This window comes from Bacteroidota bacterium, assembly GCA_016706865.1.
Taxonomy (GTDB): Bacteria; Bacteroidota; Bacteroidia; order Chitinophagales; family BACL12; genus UBA7236.
In genome coordinates, this window is sequence record JADJIS010000003.1 from 2,099,003 (window position 1) to 2,124,057 (window position 25,055).

Genomic DNA, 25,055 nt, shown 5'->3' on the forward strand with positions numbered 1-25,055 from the left:
ACAGGAGTAGCTTTCACCACTCCTGCAATAAAAAAAATATTAATTTAAAATAATCAATTAATCAGCATTTTCTGAATCATATAAAACGCCAACTTCTGATTCTGTTAATGCTTTATCAAAGATTCTGAAATCATCCAATGCACCAACAAATGTATTTGTAGCTGTATTATAATCTGACCAACCAGTTGCTGTATTGATACGGCTGCACATAAATCCAAGTGTTAATTTAGGATCTATACCTGCAATTGCATCACCTGTACCATCTGCTTTATCAGCAATAGCAAGATCTTTTAAATACCATTCTGTAGTTTCTGCATCAAGATCAACCTGCATTGCTTTAACACCATTGAAATAAATAGTTTTTGTTGCAGTTGCAGCATCGTGAGTCATAACTAAATGTGCCCATGTGTTATCACCAATAAGATCTTTGATAGAACCTGTGTAATCGTATAATACTTGTCCACCTATTGAACCATCACCATTTGGATCAGTCCATGCTGTTCCGAAATAATGTGTATTCGGGTCAGGACTTATCATATGACTTGTTGCAAGTTTTGTCCATGCAAGGTCGCCACCAACTTCCATAAAATAACCTCTTTCTGTTGCAAGACCGAACATAATTTTGCTACCTGCAGCATAATCAGCGCTGTTTACTTTAAACCAAACACTAAAAGTTGTGCTTGCATTTACGAAAGTAGAACCGCTTAATTCGATAATATCACCAGCACCTGCAGCTCCACCGGAGAACATTGCAGCACTGTTTACATTACCCCAACGATCGGCAGTCCAAGTATTTTTTTCATAAGAGGAAGATGCATTTCCTGTAATATCGGAAACTGTACCATCCAATGGTAAATACATTACCTGGAAATCAGATTGAGGAGGAGTGTCAAGACCAATTCCTTCTGTTGTAAAGGAAGTTGTAACAGTTGAAGCCGCTTCACCTAGGTCGGATTTAACACCTGCAATTTCAAGATCGAAATTTGTTCCTCTGAAAAGAACATCAACAGGATCGATAGTTACTGTGCTTCCTGAGGCAGAAACTGAAATAGCAATATCATTATTTCCTTGGGTAAGTGTAATAGCTGATAAAGTTGCAGCATCAACTGTAGTGCTGAATTCTACAACAATATTTTCAGTTACGGAAACTCCTGTAGCAGCCGTTGCTCCATAAAGATCAGTAGTACCTGACATTATTGATTCAATTAACATATCCGGATTCGGAGTATCGTCATCCTTTTTACATGATGTGAAAGTTACACTTCCAATCAGTGTGAACAGTAAAAAATAATTGATTAAACGTTTCATATTCGATTCTTTAATTTGTTTTAAAATGATAAAATAGTTCAGTGTGTAAAAATAACACTAAGTTTCCTAAAATCAAAACCCAAATGAAATTACCATCCGGGGTTTTGGGTGAGTGTGCCTCCGGAAAGGTCGATCTCGCTTTGAGGAATTGGGAAAAGTTCGTGTTTACCGGATACAAACCCCAGAGGACCAAGCACTTCTGATGCAGAACCCGTTCTAATCAGGTCGAAATACCTTTCCCCTTCCATAGCAAATTCACTGCGTCGTTGTTTAGAGATTTCTGTTCGAATTGCGTCCTGACCTGCTGCAAGCGACGGTAACAGACCTGCACGCTCCCTTATCAAATTGACATATATCATGGCATCTCCTGTATTTCCTGTTTCATTTGCTGCTTCAGCTGCTATTAATAAAACTTCTGCATAACGGAGGAGACGGATATTATAACCCCATTGTTCTGTCGGTGTAATACCCGGTGTCCAGATCTTTTGATTATAGGTTTCAATTTCCAAAGTGTCTGTCATCGTTTCATCCACATACGTAATATCATCTGTAGAAATATCCCCGACAATAAAAATACCATCAATAGTTTCACCCAAAAAAACAATTGTAGCATCCTTTCTTTCATCACCTGCTTCATAACTATTTATCAGATCAATGGATGGGCGATTAAATCCCCAACCTTTATTCGGATTTCCACGTACTCCCTGCGTATTTGCGTATTGATTCCCACCCAGTTCAGTGGTCTCAAAAGGGCGAGATCCAACTTCAAAAATAGATTCCATTCCATATTGTCCCGCAACAGAAAACGCCATTCCGAAATCAGCTTCCAAAGCATATAAACCTGAATTAATTATTTCTGTTGTATAAATTAATGCGTTTGCATAATCTGCTCTATACAAATAAACTTTAGCCAACAATAATTTTGCAGCACCTTTAGTTGCTCTGCCAAGATCGTTTGCATTGTATTCCGTTTTTTCAGGAAGACCGTTAATGGCTTCCAAAAGATCTGGAATTATTATTTCATTATATATTTCTGTTTTTGGAGAACGAGCTAAATTAAATTCAGGTGTTGTTGTTAAAACTTTTGGAACATCACCAAATGAGCGCACCAAATTAAAATAAAATAATGCGCGAAGAAATTTTGCTTCTGCAATATATCTGCTTTTTAATTCTTCGTCCATTTCTATCGGTGGCACTTTTTCGATAACCACATTTGCGCTTTTAATCGATTTATATACTGCACCGTAATAAGGAAAAATATCCGCTGAAGTGGAGGTGAAAGTATAATTATCAAAAAGCTCCAAACGCGCTGCATCACCGGGGTTGCTGCCTTTTCGGGCATCGTCGGAAAGAATGTCCGTAATAGGAAATCCGCCATACCAATAACTCCAGTTATGCAGACTACCATACACTGCGTTTACTGCAAGAAGTGCATCGGCTTCTGTCTGCGGAAATAATGCTTCCGTTAACGATCCCTGAGGAGCAATATTTAAAAAATCGCCGCCACATGCACTAAAAGTAAATATTGCACAGGTTGTACAGATCAAAATAAAATTGCGTCTTGAATTATATATCATTTTTTTCATAAGAGTTCGCATTAAAAATTAAAATTGATTCCAAAAGAATAAACAGAGGTGATAGGATAAACTCCAAGATCTATTCCCGAAGCAAGTGCATTGGAACTTGCAATTTCAGGTGAATAACCTGAATATTCCGAAAGGGTAAATAAATTTGTTCCGCGCAAATAAACACTTGCGTTTGTGAGATGCAATCTTGTTAAAAAAGATTTATTAAAATTATAACTAACAGTTGCACTTCTCAATCGGAAAAAATCGCCGCTTTCAATAAAATAATCAGAAGCTTCATAATTTGTCCCCCCTGCTGTTGCACGAGGTTCGGTATCACTGGTTCCTTCACCGGTCCATCGATCAATTAAGTTTGTTTCAAAATTATACAGATCGGGACGCACTGCTTTTTTTCCATTATAAATTTCACTACCCATCTGACCATTAAAATCAAGTGCGATATCAAAAGCCTTATATGCCACTTCCAAACTAAATCCATAAATAAGATCAGGAATATAAGATCCTATATAAACACGGTCTTTATCATCAATAATCCCGTCGTTATTTTGATCCGTAAATTTCAGATCACCTTCTGTTTGACCGGCAATATGTGGAGAGGTATTTACTTCATCTTCTGTTTGAAAAACCCCCGCGACTTCGTATCCATAAAATGCACCAACGGGCTGACCAATCACCGTTCTGGTAACTAATTGTCCGTTGCCGAGGGCGCCGGAAGGAATAAACCCTCCCAATGCATTTGTATCTCCCAAACTCAATACCTCATTATGTAAAGTAGATCCAAGCACAGTTATTTTATAATACAGATCTCCCCTGCGTTCGTTCCAGCCCACGTTCCATTCAAATCCGTTGTTTAAAACTTCAGCGGCATTGTAGGTTACGGTGGTGTATGGCCCGTTTCCTAAATGTCCGGGAGTTAAAAGATCCACCAAAATCCCGTCGGTTATTTTTCTGTAATAATCAAATTCGGATGTGAGTTTATTATCAAAAAATCCAAGTTCTAAACCCACATCAGTTTGTGTTGTATTTTCCCATTGCAGATCAGGATTTCCGGAAACACCATAGGTTGCGCCTTGGGTAATATCTTCTCCGATTCCAAAAACCGCATTAATATTATTATCCACCAAACTGTATTGTCGCGACCAGGGGATCTTTTCATTTCCAATTATTCCCCAACTCGCTCTTAATTTAACTCTGCTGATCTTTTTAACATCCGCCATAAATGCTTCATTTGCCAAATTCCAACCAAGTGCAAAGGATGGGAAATTTCCCCAGCGATTATTAATTCCGAATTTAGAGGAGCCATCTCTACGTATAGATGCTGTAAAAAGATACGTATTATTATATGTATAATTTACTCTCCCCAAATAGGAGGCCATTGCAGTAATTTCTCCGCGATTGGAAGCTGTTAAAAATTCCGCCTCACCGGCACTTATATACCACAATGCAGAATCTTCACCAATTAAATTTTGAATTCCTGCGCTTAATACTTCCAGTTTATTTTTTTGTGCAGTAATACCGGCCAGTGCATTAAATGAATGTTTATTAATAGTTTTAGAATAATTAATTGTATTTTCCCACAACCAGTTTCCAGTTTGTTCCAACGCAACATTCAAATCATTTAATGCATTGCTCTGGCTGGGACTGATATAAAATTCCGGAGTAAAACTTTTATCTTTTTTTATAGTTTCATCAAATCCAAAACTACTTCTGTATACAAAACTTTTAAGAAAGGTTATATCTGTAAATAAATTTCCCACCGCACGAATGCGACTGGTATAAGAATTATTATATTCTATTGCTGCAAGCGGATTTCCTGCTCCAAAAACTTCTGCATAGGTTCCATCGGCATTCAATGGAACTGAGGTGGGCCATGCTCTGTAGGCAATTGGTACCACGCCGGCTTCATTTTGTTTTTGATCGGGAGCAATGGTTAAATTTGTTCCGATGGAAATATTTTTTGATATGGAATATTTATTATTTGATTTGAGTGTTAATCTTTCATAAGAAGAATTGTCTATAATTCCCGACTGCAAAAAATATCCAACACCAAAATAATAATCATATTTTCCTGTTGAACCGCCAATGGAAGCGTGATAACTTTGAATTGGAGCATACGCCTTAAATATTTCATTCTGCCAATCGGTATCTGCAACCTTGTCTAAATTATTAAATGTTCCGGGATTAATTTCATTTACAACTTCTGCAAATTCACGTCCCGATAACATATCAATTTGGTTTTGTAAATGTTGTATACTGAATTCGGAAGAAACATTTATTATTGCCGGAGCAGGTTTATTCTCATCATATTTTATTGTAGACGAACCATTTTTTGTAGTTACAATAATTACTCCGTTTGCACCTCGTGATCCATAAATTGCTGTGGAAGATGCATCTTTTAAAACTTCCATCGATTGAATGTCGCTGCTATTTAAAAAAGAAATATCATCCAGAATAACTCCATCCACAACAAAAATGGGCGCTGAATTATTTAATGTTCCTACCCCTCTGATCCTCAATATCGGAATTGCACCCGGAGCTCCTGAAACACTTGCCACCTGCAGACCAGCAATTTTTCCCTGCAATGCCTGTTCTGCTGAAAAGGATGGAATTTTTGTAAGGTCCTCCCCTCTTAAGGTGGAAACCGAACCGGTCATATCACTTTTTTTCTGGATTCCGTAGCCAATAACCACCACCTCTTCCAATAATTCCACGTCCTGCGACAATTCAATGTTAATGACTGAACGACCGGAAACCGGAACAATTAAAGTGGTATATCCTACATAGGAAACTTCCAGTGTATCTTGTCCTGGTTGCAGGGTCAAACTATAATTACCGTCAATATCCGTTATAGTTGCATTTGAGGTGCCCTTGGCGTAAACTGTTGCACCGATAAGGGTTACAGCATCGGCTTTATCGGAAACCACTCCCGTAACTGTTTGCGCCGCAGCAGTAAAACCGATAGTGAGGGTTATTAAACTGATGAGTATATTTTTATTCATAGACAGGGTATTAGTGTATTTTTTACAATAAGCATCAAACTTAATGAAAAATTTGGAAATAGGAAGTAGGAAATAGGACATACGACATAGGACATAAGACACAAGACTGGACGTAGGACATTGCAAATTGGACATAGGACTTAGTTTGATTTAAATTTTAAATTTCATTTTCAATTTGAAACTTAATTGGTATCAATTGAAATAAAATACTTATATTATACCTAGATTTCTTCGTGACACCTTCGTGCCTTTGTGTCTTCGTGGCGAAAAAAGGGACATAGGAAACATCGAAAATCTCTTACCGTTTACTTCCCGCACTTTCCACCTTACCGGCTAATTAAATTTATTACTTAAAAGATTCAGAATCCGGCAAACCGTCAAAAGGGAATTATTCATCTAAAACGTTTTGCATGGTGAGATATAATGTCACCCCCACCCAGGGTTAATTTACCTCCAGGTTAAATAATTACTATAATTATGCCACCCCTGCCCGGGGTTAGCCTTAATTCATCTGCGATATTTTAGTTGAATATATTAGTGAAACCTTTGTGAATTAGCATTAAAAAATTAACCACAAAGATCACAAGGGAACACACAATGGACACAAAGTATTATGTGTTAAACATAGCGCTATTTGTGGGTTCCTTTGTGCACCTTGTGGTAAAAAAAATAAACTACCTTTTAAAAAAAAATAACCACAAAACACAAGGGAACACACGAGGAACACAAAGTATTATGTGTTAAACATAGTGCTCTCTGTGGGTTCCTTTGTGATCCTTGTGGTAAAAAAATAAACTACCTTTTAAAAAAAACCACAAAGAACACAAGGGAACACACGGGGAACACAAGGTATTATGTGTTAAACATAGCGCTCTTTGTGGGTTCCTTTGTGATCCTTGTGGTAAAAAAAATGAAATACAAAAAACAAAAAGACATTACGCATGATACGTAGAAACCTCATTAAATCTTTCCAGATAAGAATAATCAGACAAATAATATTTTAAGGTCATGATCATGGATTTGTTGGAGGTGAAAATTTCTCTGCTGAAATTCATGAGGGTGGCGAGTTCCACATCCGATAAGGTATGCGTAAACTCGTGCGAATACAATACCTTCAAATTTTTGGAATATCTGTTCTGAGCTTCGTTTAACAGTCTTAAAATGGTTTCAAATAGTTTTTCATTATCTTCTAATATGGAGGCATCCAAATTCAATTCTTTATAAAATACTTCCAACTCAGCACTTCGTTCATTTACAAAATTAAATTTCATTTCATTCGCGGAATTGCGCAGTTCTGCAAGGTCATCAAAAAGATCTTTGATACATTTGGACGAATACATGGCACTGCGAACACAGGCTATTAAATTATCAGTTTCGTTTATCTGTTCTTCATTTAATTTTTGCCCGATCAATTTAATATAATAAGATTGAATTTCACCATATTGTTCTTTAATATGTTCATATTGAATCATATTTGATTTTTCATTTATTTTATTTGCGCTGTTCAACAATTTAAATTCAGGGTCTGATTCAATTATTTCTTCCTTTAAATCAAATACTCTGAGATTAAATAATTTACACTGATGAATAAAAAAGGCAGTTTCCTTTTTCATTAATTCCAATGCAGCATGCGGGATAGTCGGGTCTGCATGCGTGAGATATCCGCAAACATGTGAATCATTATCCTTATATAATCTTTCCAAAAACTTGCTGAAAATATTAATAAAAGGGAGAAAAATTACTATACTAAGTAAGTTCATACCCGTCTGAAAAGTAACGAGTCCCATTAATGGATCTTTAACCGATAAATTTTCCGTAATAAATAAAGCAAGTGGTTTCAAAAAAGCAAATGCGAGTATGGTGGTTACAATATTATAAATAAGGTTGCCGACAGCAACACGTTTTTTCACCGCAACTCCATCTAAGGCACCCAAAATTAATTTTATGGAAGTACCTACTTCCGATCCGATCACAATAGCAATTGCCGATTCGAATCCAATTAATTGTTGGTTTAAAATACTCAGTGTAATTGCAACAGTTGCTGAACTCGCCTGTGTAATTGTTGTCGCAACAAATCCCAACAATAAAAAAACAAACAAACTGCTGTCGGTAAAATTTTCGAAAAGATGTTGAATATCATCCCCCTCCATCGATTCTTTTAAAAGTCCCAGTCCAATAAACAGAAAACTGAATCCCATTAAAAAATGGCAAATATTAGCCAACTTTTGCCGACTGCTGAAACTAAAAAGTAATAACCCTGCCACACCGGCAATTGGATACGCAATAGATTCTATATCCATTTTAAAACCCAGAGAAGCAACTATCCAACCGGTAAGTGTTGTTCCCAAATTGGTGCCCATTATCACAGCAAATGCATTGCGCATTGTGATAACTCCTGTGCTTACAAAAGCAAGCACCATAAAATTCACCGCTGAACTACTTTGCAAAATAGCTGTCACCACAGCACCGCCAAAAATCGCCTTAAAAGGATTACTGGTCTGCTTCTTCAAAAAGAGTTTGAAAGAGCGGCTCATCAAATTTTTGAGAGAATTTTCCAACAATTGTATTCCAAAGAGGAAAATTCCGATACCACCGAGAACTAGCCAGATGTTTAGACCCATATTGGTGTCAAAACTAATGAAAGGTTAAAAGGATACCAATGCCTAAATTAGTTATATAGGAACATTTATGAGATAAATTTTATTTATCTTTCCCTAAATAATTGTGAAAATGAATCACAAAACTTTATTTATTTTTCTTCAATTCTTGCTTTTTTGCATTATCCGCGTTGAAGGCCAGCCAAATATAGTATGGCAAAAATGCTTAGGTGGGACGGATAATGACTTTTTCAGAGACGCAATTCAGACGTCGGATAATGGATTTATAACTTGTTTATATACTTCATCCAATGATGGGGATTTAGCTGGACTCACTTCCACAATGGGTTGGGTCATAAAATTTGATCTGGAATTTAATATCCAATGGGAAAAACATTATAGCACTCCGGATTTTGGTAATGCCCCTTTGAAGGTGAGAGAATTAAATAACGGTCAATTTGTTTTTGGTGGTAACGGTGGTATTGGTTGTAAGAATTTTCATGGAAGTACAGATCTGTTTTTGATGAAAACAAATAGCCTTGGAGATACGCTTTGGAACGCATGTTTTGGCAGCTTCGGATTTGAAGATTTTCAGAATTTTTTGCCTACCCTGGATGGTGGGTATCTAATAACAGGCGTAAGTAGTTCGACTGGTGGAGATATTCCCTTTCACTATGGTGCAAGTTCAAACTATGACGCTGTAATTTTAAAAACAGATAGTATTGGTAATTTACTTTGGTTAAAGAATTTGGGTGGTAGTGCTGATGATAGCCCTTTAGGAAATATTCTTGAGATTGAAAGAGGCTATTATGTTGTTCATATCGGATCATTTTCTGATAATTATGACCTTGCAGGAAGTGGAATAAGCGGAGATAAACGCTGGATAATTAAATTAGATAGCATTGGAAATATAGTTCATGAAAATATCATTTCAGGCACAAGTGATTTTAATTCATTTACGGGGGAAATTATTTATAATCAAGACAAGATTCTTGCTGTGGGAGCTTCAAATTCCGGAACTAATATTTTTCCTGATGTTAGTGGTATAGGTGGTCTTTATGACGGTGGATTAGCAGTTTTTGACGATGAATTGAATTTTGTTGATTTACAGGTATTTGGAGGCACTGCATCTGATATGATAAAGAGAATTGAGGTGGACGATTTAAATAATTATTATTTATTAGGCTATAGTTATTCCGATGATTTTGATTTACCTGACAATTATGACAATAGGGCTGAGTCTGACTACTGGATAATGAAAACAGATGAAAATTTCAATAAGATTTGGAGTAGAAATTTTGGCGGAATTGGTGATTGTGGTGAGTTAGGATGCTCCGGGTTTGAAGGTAATTTGATATTAAAAGGAAACATGCTTTATGCGTTTCTCAAAAATACCGTTCCCGATGTTTTGCCAAGCTATGATATCCAATGTGGTCATATAAGTACATTTGATGAATATGATGGTGATGCCTGGATAGTTGCATTTGATCTGAGTACTGGAATTCAAAATTATTTTGATAAAAACGCTATTTCCATATATCCAAATCCAATCTTTGAAGAATTTACAATAGAAATTAATATACCCGGACAATATGCAATTTCGATATTTGATATGATGGGCTCAAAGGTTTTTACTAGTGTCACCTCAGATTTAGAAACTACTTTAAATTTATCGCACCTTGCTTCAGGATCATATATTTTAATGATGACTTCAAATATGAATAATTACAACTTACATTTTATTAAACAATAACATCATGAAATATTTCATTTTTAACATTCTTTTTCTTTTCCAAATCCATTGCAGTTTAGCACAATGGAATCTTATCGAAGAAAACGTTATGGGTTATCAATGCTATAACGATATAGAATTTATTTCGGATTCGGTTGGATTTGTTGTAACTTATAATTTAATTGGCAAAACTGAAAATGCTGGTACCACATGGTCTTTCGATTCAACAAAAATTGGTTTTTTTGATATAATAGATTTTATTAATGCCGATACAGGAATAATATGTTGTTATCCTGTAGATGGTACAGAAATCATATTAACAATGGATGGTGGTTCTACGTGGTCATTTCCAGATATAGCAGATGTCTCATTTTATATTGATGATATTGAGCTTCTCAATTCAGGAAAAATTAAAATCATAGAATCCATACCTGATAATTTATTGCTCCATAATATTTCAGATTTTTATACAGATTATGAAGGCACCATGCTATTGTCTGGCTATGCAACCGACATTGACTTTCCTTCCGTTGATACTGGTTATATGGCTGGTTTTTTTGATATTGAATTTACGTCATCGAATGTAATAAGAACTTATGATGGTGGATTAACATGGTTACCAAGTGATTCAGAGTTAAATGGACCTGATCTTGGAATTTGTTTTCCAACTTCACAGGTGGGATATGGTTATGGAGATGGTTTAACTCAAATTTGGAAATCGGAGGATTACGGTAATATTTGGGAATTATTAGAATGGGATTTTAGTCAGGGGTTAGATCCGCATGATATTGATATTACAAATGTTTATTTTTATAATAGTGAGGTTGGGTTTGTTGCTACATCTACCGAAATAGGAGACGATGTTCATTTTGAAGTATTACGAACAATAGATGGTGGTATGACATGGGACTCAACAGATTTTGATGGCGGAACCGAAATTTATGTTACAGATATTTTTTGCACCGACCAATTAACCTGCTACATGACAACATGCAACAGTGGAATATATAAAACATCTAATGGTGGTGGTAATATCGACACCACAATTATTAATTCAATTGGACAATTTAATTCTGATTTACGCATCAGTTTCTTTCCCAATCCAGCTTCAAACTCGATATTTATAAACTTTCCAAATGAAAATAAACAAATTTCAATTAAAACATTCAATTCATTTGGAGAAAGAGTCAATCTTGATTTACAGAAAAACAGCTATAATGATATTAGTCAGCTCCCTAGCGGAATGTATATTTCAGAGGTTACAACGGAATTAGTCACAATACTAGAGAAATGGATTAAGCTATAAATTTTAATAAAAAGTAAAGTAAATAGGTTTTTTGGATTTCAAATCCTGCAGGGCTTGTTAAGAATAACATTTCCGACGGAGATCTAGAGTAGTTTATAAAGAGCCAAAAGCAAGAATCCGAAGCTTCACTGTTATTAGCAATTGGAAGGAGTAAGCCCTCATCTTCACAAATAATAACAACCTCATTCAAACTCCTTCACCTCCAATTATTTATCTTTACGCCAAATAACGTTAAAACAGCATGAATAGCTTTAATAAGATCAACAATATTACGGGTTGGATGGTATTTGCAATAGCCATTATTGTATATGCCGTTACTATGGAGGCAACGGCAAGTTTTTGGGATTGCGGTGAGTTTATCGCAGCCACCTACAAGTTACAGGTAGTGCATCCGCCCGGAGCACCGATCTTTTTAATGGTGGGGAGAATATTCACCCTTTTTGCCTCAAACCCTGAGCAGGTGCCACTTATGACCAATTTCTTTTCGGCTTTGTCAACGGCATTTTCCATTCTGTTCTGTTTTTGGATCATTACCCGTATGGCAAAAAAAATGGTTTCAGGTGCAAATGACCCAACTTCCTCAGAAACAGCAATTATTATGTTTTCAGGCATAATCGGCGCTACAGTGTGTCTTTTTTTAGACTCCATGTGGTTTTCAGCAGTAGAATCGGAGGTTTATGCCCTCGCAACCTTCTTTTTTGTGATCATATTCTGGTCCATCGTTAAATGGGAGTCGCATGCTGAGGATCCGAATTCTGACCGTTGGATACTGTTTATGGCATTGATGATGGGTTTGTCGATAGGAGTGCATTTACTTGCCTTACTCGTTATTCCGGCAATTTGCCTTATCTATTATTTCAAAAATTATAAATATAGCCCTAAGGGATTTTGGTCAACCATACTTATCGGGGTAGGACTCGTGGCATTTATATTATATGGTCTGCTCGACAAATTAATTGGTTTAGGCGCTGCATTCGACAGATTGTTTGTTAACGGATTTAATTTAGGGTATGGCTCCGGATTAATTTTCTACAGTGTAATTATAATCGGTGCAATTGTATGGACCATTCGATATTCCATTAAAAAAGGAAAACGTGTTTTATACATTACAATGATGTCGTTTTCTATGTTATTGATCGGGTTAACTTCTTATGCAATGGTATTGATAAGAGCAAAAGCTGAACCTGTAATTAATATGAATGGAATTAATGATGTGCACAGCTTTTTATCTTATTTAAAACGCGAACAATACGGAAGCCGTGCATTATTTAAAGGTCCGTTATGGACTGCCCAACCAATAGAATACGAAAAAGGAAAAGCGAAATATGGTGTTGTGGAAGGAAAGGATGGTTATGTAGTTGTATCGCATGAATTTATACCCCAATACGATATCCCTGCTGAATACCTTAACTCTCCGAATTTAAGTGATAATGCAAAAACCATTCAAAAACGAAATAAAGAAGTTTTATTTCCGAGAATGGGGTCTTTAGAAGACAGACATGCAAGTTTATATTATCAATATGCCGGTGTTCCGGAAGGCCAGGAAGAAACTTATGTTCCAACCTTTGAAGATAATATGGGATTCTTTTTTAATTATCAGTTAGGACATATGTTCTGGCGATATTTTATGTGGAATTTTTCTGGACGCCAAAATGATAATCAGGGAAATTTTTACGATGGATATAAAGATGGAAACTGGATTACAGGAATTACTGCCATCGATAAATCTAAAAATGAACAACTCGTAGATCTTCCTGCAAGTTTTAAAGATCTCAGTACACATAATACCTTTTACATGATTCCATTTATTTTAGGAATTATGGGAATGGTGTATCAATTCAGAAAAGATAAAACAGGTTTTATTGTTGTGCTGACATTATTCTTATTCATGGGATTCATGAATATCATAAATATGAATCAGCCACCTACCGAACCACGCGAAAGAGATTATGCGCAGATAGGAGCATTTTTCGCCTTTGCCATCTGGGTCGGATTTAGCATAGGTGCAATGGTTGATCTTGCTAAAAATTTCAAGAACAAAAAAACATTACAGGAATACGCTTTATATGCATCACTTATTTTATTGGCGATGTTCTTTACAGGACTCACCATGTATTCTTTTACCACTTTCTTAATGGTATTAGTTTATAGTTTGGCAGTGATGTTTGCTCTGGGACTTATTGGTTCACTTATTTATAATGCTACAAAAAAAGAATTCTCCCTGGCATTAGTAGCATTTATTATTTGTTTATCCGGACCAATTTTAATGGCACAACAAGGCTGGGACGATCACAATCGCTCCACCAGAACTTTTGCACGTGATATAGCGAGAAATTATTTGGAATCTTGTCCGCCTAATGCAATATTATTTACACAGGGTGATAATGATACCTATCCACTTTGGTATGCGCAGGAAGTGGAGGGAATTAGAACTGACATCCGCATAATTAATTTAAGTCTCCTCGGGGTTGATTGGTATATTAATCAATTGCGTCACGCAACAAATGAAACTCAACCGATACAATTAATATTATCGTCGGATAAAATATTGGGAGATAAACGCAATCAGATCGTATCCAATGAAAAAAGCAGATACAAGACCAACACCATGGAGCTTTCTGAATTTATTAAATTTATAGGGACCGATGATCCTAAATTACAGATATATAGCGAAGGCTTGGAAGATTATTTTAATTACATGCCTACTCAAAATTTAAGGATCACCATTGATCCCGAGACAATGAAAAAAAATGATATTGTTCCGGATAACATTGCTCAGGACACAAAAAAAGAGTTGAACTTTAATTTAAAACGCAATACCTTATTAAAAAATGATCTGATGACACTTGATATTGTTGCAAGTAACATCAATACCCGTCCGATCTGTTTTGCAATTAGTGTAACAGGAGATTCGCATCTTGGTTTAGAAAAATATCTGATGCAGCGCAATATGGTATATCAGTTAATGCCAGTGGAAATGGAAAATGAAAAGTCGCTGATGGATGGATATAGAAAAAACATGAATACCGATATTCAATATGATCTGTTGGTGAATCAAAAAGAAAAATTCACTTATGGCGGTGTTGAAAAAGGTGGTAAGATGTATATTGATCCAAGTGGTTATGGTTCTATTTTAACTACTAAATATTTAAACTATTTTGAATTGGTAAAAAGTTTAAATGAAGAACGTTTATATCTGGATGCTCAGGCTCGACAAATGATGACAGATACGGTTAACGAGGAATACGATGAGGTTGGAAAAGAATTAATGCAACAAAGCGCGGAGAAAAAACAAAAAGCATTACAAGTTTTGGATATGATGTTAACATTATTTCCGAATTCAAGTGTTCCTTATGATTATAATATGGTGAATGTTGCACAGGTTTATGAGCAACTTGGAAACAAGGAAAAGGCGTTGGAAATTGTGAGAACAATGGAAGCCAGAACATTTGACGAGTTGGAATATTATTACAAGATGACTCAAAACGACAGGTTCACTGCAGATATGTTTGAACAGGACAAATATCAGGCAGAAACTTGTGTGTATTTTTCGACTGAACTTGCAAAAAAAGCAGGTGATGCTGAATATGCAGATGCATTAAATTCGAAATGGGAAAATTTAAGATTAAAATACGGAATATTAGCGCCAAATGAGAGAAACAGGAACTCGAAATAATCGCAAGAAATTCGATAACCTCGTATTTGGCAGGCAACCGGTATTGGAATTATTAAGCAGCGATAAAACAGTTGATAAAATATTATTACAAAAATCGTCTTCGGGAGATGTAATACCATTTATCAAAGCAAAGGCTGCGGAAAAAGAAATACCGCTGCAATATGTTCCGATAGAAAAATTGAATACTTTAACCGGAGGCAATCACCAGGGAGTGATTGCCTTTATTGCTGCAATAGAATTTCAGAGTATAGAAAATATACTTCCCTTTATTATTGAAAAGGGAGAAACTCCTCTCCTTTTAATTTTGGATGGAATTACCGATGTGCGCAATTTTGGTGCTATTGCACGCACCGCATATGCAAGTGGTGTGCATGCCATTATTATCTCCGTAAACAGCGCTGCTCCGGTAAATGAAGACGCAATAAAAACATCCGCAGGTGCATTAACAAAAATTCCGATCTGCCGCGAAAAAAGTTTAACCCAAACATTAGAATATTTATTATTAAACGGCTTACAATTAGTTGGCACCGATGGTAAAGCAGATAAATATATTTACGATCTCGATCTCTCCATTCCCACCGCAATAATAATGGGTGCAGAAGATACAGGCATAAGTTATAACGCAAGAAAATATATCACCTCCAACGCCAAACTTCCCATCATAAATGATTTTGATTCGTATAATGTTTCTGTAGCGGCGGGGATGGTGTTATACGAAGCGATGAAACAACGAATTCGTTCTGAGTTCTGAGTTCGGGGTTCTGAGTTAATTTCCGATTACTATGCATTGCACCGGTTCCATATGGAAGTTTAATTTTCGGGTTGTCTTTCGATTTTTATTAAATTCACTTCGAAGTTTCAATCGAAGGAATATCTTTCAGCTTGAGATCCGATTGATGTTTTTTATTTTTTGATTGTTATTTATTATTGGCCCACAGCTTCAAAACAGAGTTTAATTTCCAGGTTGTCTTTCGTTTATTATTAAATTCACTTCATCGTTTCAATCGAAGGAAATTCTTTCGGTTGGAGATTCCGATTGATGTTCTTTATTCCTTGTTCTTTATTCGATATTAATTGCGAGTTACTGGTTTCTAGGTTGCAAATGTTTGCATGGTTTGGTAAGTAGTAAAAACTCGAAGCGACTGAGGGTCTCGCTCTTAGCGAGGCTCTCAGTAATGGCAATACCCCAAAAAAAACACCCAGCGACTGAATCCCAACAAACCACAGTGTCTCACAAATAATTAAATTGATATTTAATTCACCAATTTAGCTTTACTAAATTAATGTTTTATTTCCCTTCGTTGAGGACACTGTGGCGACGGTCTCGCTCTTAGCGACGCTCTCAGTAATGGCAAAATCCAAAAAAAAACTCGCAGCGACTAAGTCCCAACAAACCACAGTGTCTCACAATTAATTTTAATTTGATATTTAAATACATCAATTAAGATCAAATAAATTAATGTTTTATTTTCCTCCCTTGAGGACACTGTGGCGACGGTCTCGCTCTTAGCGAGGCTCTCAGTAATGGTAAAATCCAAAAAAAAACTCGCAGCGACTAGGTCCCAACAAACCACAGTGTCTCACAATTAATTTTAATTTGATATTTAAATACATCAATTAAGATCAAATAAATTAATGTTTTATTTTCCTCCCTTGAGGACACTGAGGCGACGGTCTCGCTCTTAGCGAGGCTCTCAGTAATGGCAATATCAAATAATCCTACTTCCACAACCTAAAATAATACCCGCCCACCACATAAAACTCATAATACGTAATATTCTGATCGCCAATATCCGGTTGGTCGTTGTGAATTAGGATATTGGGAAGACTGGCAAATCCGTTTTTAAATTCTGCAGCGACAAAAAAGTGATCCCAGAGTTCGATACGAGGACCGGTTTTTAATTCAATGGTATATCCGGAAAGATGAAAATCATTATCCAAACCATAATTCAATACCTTAACATCGGTTTTAGTGATCAACCAGATTCCACCAAAACCAAAATTCCATTTTAACGCAACCTTATCGTTAAAAACTCTTTTTATTGGTAATAAATATTCGATCTCTGCACTCATGAGATTAAATCCATTGGTATGTTCCAATAATAAAAGATCGGGGGTAAGTTGAACGGTATCATTTAAATAGGAACCTGCATATTTAATAGAAGCAGCTTCCGTAACTACTCCCGACATGGTTGTAGTCTGATATTTTGTTACAACATATTTCATATGATCAGCACCAAAGGAAGCACTGATACGATCAGATATAAAATATCCAATTCGGAAATTATATTGTGGCACCCACATTTTAGTGGGATTAATATAATCCACAGAAAAAGGAGTAGGCCGATCTGTTGCTTTTAAATTATAAAAAGTAAGATCATATTCAGGGCCTTTTACATGAAAAGTAGAATTTCTATACCAGGCTCTGTTATATCCCCAATAGAAATAAAATTTACCTTTTTGGGAATATAAATTTTTATTGATACTATCACTTTGAGCAAAACTTTTTGAAGAAGAGCTAAAAATTAAAATCAAAACCAATAAAGAAAGAAATGCATTTTTCAATTTTGTTTAATTAATTATTTGTTTAATCACCAATAGATATCAAAGAGCCAGTATTTCTACCAGTTGCAACATTTGTTTATTAATTTCCATATGGTGTTTGGTTGCGTTTGCAAAAGGTGTAAATGCCACTTCATCATTTACTAATCCGGCCATCACATTTTTCTTTCCATCCAATAAGGCTTCCACTGCAGCCATACCCAATCGGCTGCCCAATATACGATCGCGCACTGTTGGATTTCCTCCGCGTTGAATATGTCCCAATACAGAAACTCGTGTATCGTAATGATCAAATTTTTCTTTTACCAATTTAGCAATTTCAAAAGCACCACCCCTCTCATCACCTTCTGCAACTATTACAATTGCAGATGTTTTTTGATGTGCCCATCCTTTTTGCAGAATACCGATAAGATTTTCTATATCCGTTTCAGTTTCCGGAATTACAATAGCTTCTGCACCACCCGCAATTCCGGTGGAAAGTGCAATAAATCCTGCATCTCTTCCCATCACCTCCACAAAAAATAAACGATTATGAGAAATAGCAGTATCTCTTATTTTATCTATCGCATCAATTGCGGTATTAATTGCAGTATCAAAACCGAGTGTATAATCTGTTCCAAAAAGATCGTTGTCGATAGTACCCGGAACACCAACACAACTAATTCCAAATTCTTTTTCAAAAACCGTAGCCCCGCGAAAAGTACCATCTCCACCAATTGCAACAAATCCTTCTATGCCATTTTTTTTAAGATTCTCGTATGCTTTTTTTCTACCTTCCTCAGTCATAAATGCCTGACTGCGTGCTGTTTTTAAAACTGTTCCTCCGCGTTGAATTATATTACTTACATCCACAGATTCCATTCGCTTAAATTCACCATCAATCATACCTTCATACCCACGCATTATTCCGAATACTTCTAATCCATGATAAATTCCGGTGCGCACAACTGCTCTTACACAAGCGTTCATTCCGGGGCTGTCACCACCGCTTGTCATTACTGCTATTTTTTTCATTTTGATTAATTATTGATCTGTACTAATTATTTACAATATTCCAATGAGGATAAAAATTGATGAACTATAATTCATTTAATATTCGCCAACATATCTTTAGTCATAGCATCAAGATCAAATTCGTGTTTCCATCCCCACTCATTTCTTGCTACGCTGTCATCAATACTTTCAGGCCATGTTTCTGCGATTTTTTGACGAAAATCAATATTATATGTTACTTCAAAATCAGGAATATATTTTTTTATTGATTCTGCTACCAATTTTGGAGAAAAACTCATTGCAGAAAGATTATAGGAAGAATGCACCAATAATTTTTCTGCAGGTGCGTTCATCAACTCAAAGGTTGCTCTAATTGCATCCGGCATGTACATCATTGGTAAAAAAGTATTTTCGCCTAAATAACATTCGTATTTACCTTCCTTTTTCGCTTTAAAATAAATATCCACTGCATAATCCGTTGTGCCTCCACCCGGTTCTGTTTTATAACTTATAATTCCGGGATAACGAAGACTTCTTACATCAAGTCCATATTTTAAATGATACCAATCGCACCATCTTTCCCCCGCTAACTTACTAATGCCATAAATAGTATTTGGTTCCATTATGGTGATCTGTTCGGTATTTTCTTTTGGAGTAGTAGGTCCAAATGCAGCAATGGAACTTGGCCAATATACACGTTGAATCTTTTTTTCGCGGGCAATTTCCAGCGTATTTATCAATCCATCCATATTGAGTTGCCAGGCTTTCTGCGGATATTTTTCACCGGTTGCCGATAACATGGCGGCCATATTATATATCTGTGTGGGTTTATATTTATCCACCAACTCCCCTAACCGCGCGGCATCCAACACATTTAATATTTCAAAAGGACCGGATTCGAAAAGTTCACCCTCCGGTTTTTTAATATCGGCTGCAACAACATTGGTTTCACCATAACTCGAACGCAGTAACATTGTCAACTCGGCCCCAATCTGGCCACTAGCTCCTATCAATAATATCGTTTCTCCCGGCATTTAGAATTTTTAAGGCAACAAAAATAGGGTTAAGGGGTTTATTTACAAACTTCTGTAACTAACATATTATGGTTTACCTTTAGGCCCCATCGCATTATAGGATGAAAAAGATACTTGTAGTTGTTGGCACCCGTCCCAATTTTATCAAAATAACCCAATTTAAAACTGCTGCTGCATTTCACAATTTCGACCTCAGAATAGTGCATACCGGTCAACACTTTGATGATAATTTATCGGCTATCTTTTTCCAACAACTTGCACTTCAACCCGATTATTTTTTGGAGGTTTCGAATACGGATCCTGAAAAACAGCGGCATCAAATACATGCGGGACTAACACATTTAATTCAACATAAATTTACTCCCGAACTTATTATGGTTGTGGGGGATGTAAATTCTACCAGAGCAGCTGCCGAAACTGCTACTCAATTAAACATCAGAATAGCCCATGTGGAAAGCGGATTGCGCAGTTTCGATCAGAACATGCCCGAAGAAATTAATCGCATTATTACCGATCAACTCAGCACCTATTTTTTTATTACCGAAGAAAGTGGTTTGATCAATTTGAGATCAGAAAAAAAAGACCCTACTCATTTGTACTTCGTAGGAAATACCATGATAGATACTTTGATGAAATTTTCAGCTCAAATCGACCAAGATCCCATTTTAGAGCAATTACGGTTAGAGGAAAATAATTTCGCACTGGTAACGCTGCACAGACCATCTAACGTTGATTCAAAAGTGGATTTACAAAGATCTTTGGAATTGTTGGAACATATTTCTAAAAAAATGAAATTGGTTTTTCCTATTCATCCGAGAACATATCAAAAATTAGTTGCATACGATCTTTTATCTTTTTTACAACATCTGGAAAATGTGATCCTCACAGAACCGCTGAGTTATTTTTCCTTTCAAAAATTAATTTCTTCCTGCAGTTTTGTTATTACTGATAGTGGAGGAGTTCAGGAAGAAACAACCTATAGATCAAAACCCTGCATTACCATAAGACCAAACACAGAAAGACCTTCCACAATAGTTTTAGGGACAAATACACTCACCGATTGGAAATTAGAAAGTATAGATGATCTAATTAATTCTATAAAAAACAATTCTTACAAAAGCGGAGTAATACCACCTTTATGGGATGGAAATTCATCAAGCAGAATTTTTCAGATCTTAGCAGAGGTTTTATAGAGACCGTCTAATATTTTTGCAAAATTTTTGGCATTTTCTCTTCTCGCATATTTTTCTATACCCGCAGAATTAATTTTTAATTGACCTCTTTTATATTGATCAAACAACAACAATACTTTTTCTCTGATATCATTTTTATTATTCATTTCTGCAACTACACCTGAATTTGTTTCTTTAATTATAACCGCTGCATCGCCTTCAACATTTCCTATTACCAATATCGGTCTTCCGGCTGCCAGGTATTCAAATAATTTTGCAGGGATTCGCCCCAAAATATCGTGTGTGTCGTTTAGTAATAAAAGTAAAACGGGAGAACGCTGCATGGCCTGTACAGCTTCATTATGCGCCAAATGTTCTATATGAACTAATTTGTCCTGTAATTTGTTATTCGCAATACTTTCTGACACAGTAAAATCGATATTCCCTGTAAGCTGAATTTTAAGTTCTTTATTAAATTCTTCGTTTTCTTTACACAATTCCGCTAAAACTTCCCATAATAATTCCGGATTACGTGCTTTATTAATCATACCGGAATGATGCAAAATAAATCCCCGATCAATTTCAATTAAATTTTTATCAAAATCATCCTCATCAAAACCATTGGTAATAACTTCTGTGTTGTTATTATTTATGAGATTAAAATCAGATGCCCAGTGTTTACTTACAGTTACAACTTTGTCAGCTGAACGCAATACTTTTTGTTCGAGTGCATGATGTTTTTTATCAGCATAATCGGATAAATTTAATTCCTGGTAATAATCTATTTTTGTCCAGGGATCACGAAAATCCGCTATCCATGGAATATGTAAATTTTCTTTTACCCCCATTGCTATCAAATGCATACTATGTGGAGGTCCGGAAGAAATAATTGCATCAACAGGATTATTTTGTAAATATTCTGTAAGAAATTTAACAGAAGGTTTTATCCAAAATTTACGTGCGTCAGGAATAAAAAAATTTCCCCTTACCCATACAGAAAATTTTTGCAATACCCCGGGTTTCTTTTTTTCCTGTAAAAATCCGGCGCCAATTTTTTCTTGTTTTTTATACCCTAAAAATCTTTTATACAGATCGTATGGCTCCCAGATGGGACGTTTAATTACAGTTATTCCCGAAGGAATGGAAGCCTCCAATGAACGATCGATCACAGGCATTTCGGCATTTTCAGCGGTATATATCACAGGTTCCCAACCGAATTCCCTCAAAAATTTCGACATTTTTACCCAACGTTGCACTGCAACACCGCCGCTTGGCGGCCAATAATATGTGATGATAAGTACCTTTTTCAATTCACTGTTATAAAGGGTTAAAATTATAACATCTTGCAAAACAAATTCCCTGTTTAGGCCGAAGTTCTTAACTTTAGCGCTTCAAATCCAATGGAATGATGAATAAACCAACAGGTCAAAAAAATATTTTAGCTTTTGTTGCTGCACTTGTAGCATTTTTGGTGTTTAGTGCACTTTACTTTTATCCACTATTGCAGGGTAAAATTTTGGTGCAAAGTGATATCATGAACTATATTGGAGCGAGTAAAGAGGCCACCGACCACTATAATTCAACAGGAGATGCAGCACTTTGGACAAATTCAATGTTTGGAGGAATGCCCACTTATCAAATAATGCTTCCGGAAAATGGAAATGTCTTTGAAAAAGTAAATAAGTTTTTAGGCGTGTTTTTACCGCGTCCTGCAAATTATATGTTCATAGCATTGGTCTGCTTTTTTTTATTGCTGCGAAGTTTTAAGGTCAATTATTATCTATCTATATCCGGGGCTTTGTGTTATGCCTTAGGAACTTATCTTATTACATTTATGGAAGTTGGCCATAACACAAAAGTGAATGCGCTCGCATTAATGCCACTGGTATTAACAGGAATAAATTATTTATTGCAAAAAAAGTTTTGGCTCGGAGCCTCTATTACCTTATTTGCAATGACATGTCAGATAACGGCCAATCATCCTCAAATAACATATTATATGTTTCTCATTATTTTCTGTTGGATGATTTCGGAATTTGTTTATTCATTGCGTGAAAAACAATTAACTTCTTTTTTTAAAAATGCTGGAATTATTTTAGTTGCAATATTATTTGCAGTGAGTGCAAATACATCCAAATTATGGACAACCTACGAATACAGTAAAGAAACGATTAGAGGAGGGAGCGAATTAACCACAACCAGCGAAAAGCAAGGAAGTGGATTAGATAGGGAATATGCATTCAGCTGGAGTTCAGGAGTTGCGGAATCATTTAGTATTATGTATTCCAATTTTTCGGGTGGAGGAAGTGGGTTTTCATTTTTACAAAGTAAAGACGGAAAAACAATTGAAAGTCCATTGCTCTCTTTCGTGCAATCTGCTTATCAGCAAGACCAGAAAAAAGCACAGGAATTATTACAATATTCCGGACAAGGAACAAAGTATTGGGGGGATATGCCTTTTACCTCAGGCCCTATATATGTTGGTTCTATTTTATGTTTTCTGTTTTTATTAGGTGCTTTTCTTGCAAATAATAAATTGAGATGGTGGTTAATTGCTGCAACAGTTTTATCGCTGTTTTTAGGATGGGGTAAAAACTTTCCTGCGTTTAATAATTTTATGTTCGATTACTTTCCGTTGTATAATAAATTCCGTACGGTTTCGATGGCAATGACTATGCTGTGTTTAACAATTCCCGTAATGGCATATTATATTGTGAATAAATTTTTATCCAGAGATAATGAATTTGATGATAACAGAAAAATGTTCGCGCTTAAATGGAGTTCGATAATTGTTGGTGGATTAAGTGTGTTATTATTACTATCCGGTAGTTTATTTGATTTAACAAGTCCGAGGGAGGAAGCTTATCTCGCACAAATGAATGACCCGCAAACAATGGCATATTTTGACTTGCTTAAAGATGAACGTTTAGCGATGATAAGAACAGATGTGTTTGTTTCCACCTTCTTAATTGGGCTAGCCGCACTCACTTTATTTTTATTTCTTAGGAAAACGATCAACGGAAAAGTTGCAATTGCCATCATATGTATTTTACCGGTTCTTGACTTGTTAATTGTAGATTCTCATTATCTCGGAAAAGATAATTATGCAGATTCGAATTTTTATGAGCAGCGATTCAGAAATGCTATTCCGGTAATAAAAGATAAAGATCCAAATTTCCGCGTTTTTAATACAATGGCTGCTTTAGATCAGGATGGAAGCACTTCTTATTATTATAAAAATCTGGGTGGTTATCACGGTGCTAAATTGCAGCGATATCAGGATATGATCGACGGGTATTTAAGCAAAGGAAGTTATCCTGCCATTAATATGTTAAATACGAAATACATCATTAGCAATCGCGGAAATAAACCATCGGTTGAAAGAAATCCTATGGCCTGTGGTAATGCCTGGTTTGTTGATTCGGTGCAAATGGTAAATTCGGCTGATGAAGAATTTGCGGCAATTGAAAAATTAAATCCAGTTAAAAAAGTAATAGTACATTCAGAATTTAAATCACAAATTGTTTCAGAAACAGTTCCTATGGATTCGATGCGTAGTATTCAATTGGTGAAATTTACTCCTGATGAATTGCAATATAAATCAAAAAATAATGTGGCGAGTCCTGCGGTATTTAGTGAAGTTTGGTACAGAGGAAATGAGGACTGGAAAGCATATATAGATGGAAAATATGTGGACCATTTCCGGGCAAATTATATTTTACGCGGGTTGTGGATCCCTGAAGGAGAACATGACATCACCTTTAAATTTGAACCTCATTCTTTTTATGCCGGTAAAAAAGTTTCCACAGCTGCATCTTCATTAATATTGATCATAGTTGCTGCGGGATTTTTTATGGCGTATAGGAAAGAAAATAATACACAATCCATCGAATCAAACAAATAATTATTACGAAAAAAATCAGGTAAAAGTCAACATTATTCATTTCTAATGGGATATAATATCATCCGCCGCGGCGGATTTGTGTTAAAGAACCATTTTAGAATTTATACATTAATTTATAATTCAGTTAATGAGGAAAGAATGCAGAAAATCAACTAAAAGGTAAATCAATACAGAATATTGTAATTT

General features: G+C 35.8%; 14 protein-coding genes. 6 read left to right on the forward strand and 8 right to left on the reverse strand.

Going from position 1 to position 25,055, the window contains the following annotated elements; all coding sequences use genetic code 11:
• Window positions 1-57 precede the first annotated feature (57 nt).
• The 4 genes from IPI31_18275 to IPI31_18290 form a co-directional block, all read right to left on the reverse strand.
• Window positions 58-1,308 carry an Ig-like domain-containing protein gene (locus tag IPI31_18275; protein ID MBK7569771.1) on the reverse strand — a complete coding sequence of 417 codons (1,251 nt, stop codon included), beginning with the start codon at window positions 1,306-1,308 and terminating at the stop codon, window positions 58-60.
• 89 nt (window positions 1,309-1,397) lie between these two features.
• Window positions 1,398-2,894, reverse strand: a complete 1,497-nt coding sequence (locus IPI31_18280; GenBank protein MBK7569772.1) for a RagB/SusD family nutrient uptake outer membrane protein — start codon at window positions 2,892-2,894, stop codon at window positions 1,398-1,400.
• 11 nt (window positions 2,895-2,905) lie between these two features.
• Window positions 2,906-5,893 carry a TonB-dependent receptor gene (locus IPI31_18285; GenBank protein ID MBK7569773.1) on the reverse strand — a complete coding sequence of 996 codons (2,988 nt, stop codon included), beginning with the start codon at window positions 5,891-5,893 and terminating at the stop codon, window positions 2,906-2,908.
• Between the two features lie 935 nt (window positions 5,894-6,828).
• Entirely contained in the window at window positions 6,829-8,514 is a 1,686-nt protein-coding gene (locus tag IPI31_18290; protein ID MBK7569774.1) for a Na/Pi cotransporter family protein, read from the reverse strand.
• Between the two features lie 109 nt (window positions 8,515-8,623).
• Between IPI31_18290 and IPI31_18295 the strand changes: the two genes are divergently transcribed.
• The 4 genes from IPI31_18295 to rlmB all read left to right on the forward strand — a co-directional run bounded on the left by IPI31_18295 (window position 8,624) and on the right by rlmB (window position 15,955).
• A complete protein-coding gene (locus tag IPI31_18295; GenBank protein MBK7569775.1) occupies window positions 8,624-10,243 on the forward strand; it encodes a T9SS type A sorting domain-containing protein in 1,620 nt (539 codons plus the stop codon).
• Window positions 10,244-10,247: 4 nt separating this feature from the next.
• Window positions 10,248-11,528, forward strand: a complete 1,281-nt coding sequence (locus IPI31_18300) for a T9SS type A sorting domain-containing protein (GenBank protein MBK7569776.1) — start codon at window positions 10,248-10,250, stop codon at window positions 11,526-11,528.
• 241 nt (window positions 11,529-11,769) lie between these two features.
• Window positions 11,770-15,204 carry a DUF2723 domain-containing protein gene (locus IPI31_18305; protein ID MBK7569777.1) on the forward strand — a complete coding sequence of 1,145 codons (3,435 nt, stop codon included), beginning with the start codon at window positions 11,770-11,772 and terminating at the stop codon, window positions 15,202-15,204.
• The gene (gene rlmB, locus IPI31_18310; protein ID MBK7569778.1) at window positions 15,179-15,955 is read left to right on the forward strand and encodes a 23S rRNA (guanosine(2251)-2'-O)-methyltransferase RlmB; all 777 of its coding nucleotides are present in this window, start codon (window positions 15,179-15,181) and stop codon (window positions 15,953-15,955) included. The genes IPI31_18305 and rlmB overlap by 26 nt, the downstream gene beginning before the upstream one ends.
• Window positions 15,956-16,923: 968 nt before the next feature.
• Here the strand turns inward: rlmB and IPI31_18315 are convergent.
• The 3 genes from IPI31_18315 to IPI31_18325 form a co-directional block, all read right to left on the reverse strand.
• Window positions 16,924-17,769 (reverse strand): hypothetical protein, encoded by an 846-nt coding sequence (locus tag IPI31_18315; GenBank protein ID MBK7569779.1) that lies wholly within the window; start codon window positions 17,767-17,769, stop codon window positions 16,924-16,926.
• 39 nt (window positions 17,770-17,808) lie between these two features.
• Entirely contained in the window at window positions 17,809-18,780 is a 972-nt protein-coding gene (gene pfkA / locus IPI31_18320; GenBank protein ID MBK7569780.1) for a 6-phosphofructokinase, read from the reverse strand.
• 71 nt (window positions 18,781-18,851) lie between these two features.
• The gene (locus IPI31_18325; protein ID MBK7569781.1) at window positions 18,852-19,793 is read right to left on the reverse strand and encodes an NAD-dependent epimerase/dehydratase family protein; all 942 of its coding nucleotides are present in this window, start codon (window positions 19,791-19,793) and stop codon (window positions 18,852-18,854) included.
• Window positions 19,794-19,894: 101 nt separating this feature from the next.
• Between IPI31_18325 and wecB the strand changes: the two genes are divergently transcribed.
• Window positions 19,895-20,986: a UDP-N-acetylglucosamine 2-epimerase (non-hydrolyzing) gene (gene wecB, locus IPI31_18330; GenBank protein ID MBK7569782.1), complete on the forward strand. Its 1,092-nt coding sequence runs from the start codon at window positions 19,895-19,897 to the stop codon at window positions 20,984-20,986.
• On the opposite strand, the gene IPI31_18335 is transcribed toward wecB, so the two are convergent.
• Window positions 20,962-22,275 carry a glycosyltransferase gene (locus tag IPI31_18335; protein ID MBK7569783.1) on the reverse strand — a complete coding sequence of 438 codons (1,314 nt, stop codon included), beginning with the start codon at window positions 22,273-22,275 and terminating at the stop codon, window positions 20,962-20,964. The two genes, wecB and IPI31_18335, sit on opposite strands and share 25 nt — an antisense overlap.
• Window positions 22,276-22,370: 95 nt before the next feature.
• Here IPI31_18335 and IPI31_18340 point away from each other — a divergent pair, with 95 nt between their 5' ends.
• Complete coding sequence (locus IPI31_18340; GenBank protein ID MBK7569784.1) at window positions 22,371-24,869, forward strand: hypothetical protein; 2,499 nt, start codon at window positions 22,371-22,373, stop codon at window positions 24,867-24,869.
• The last annotated feature ends 186 nt before the right edge of the window (window positions 24,870-25,055 follow it).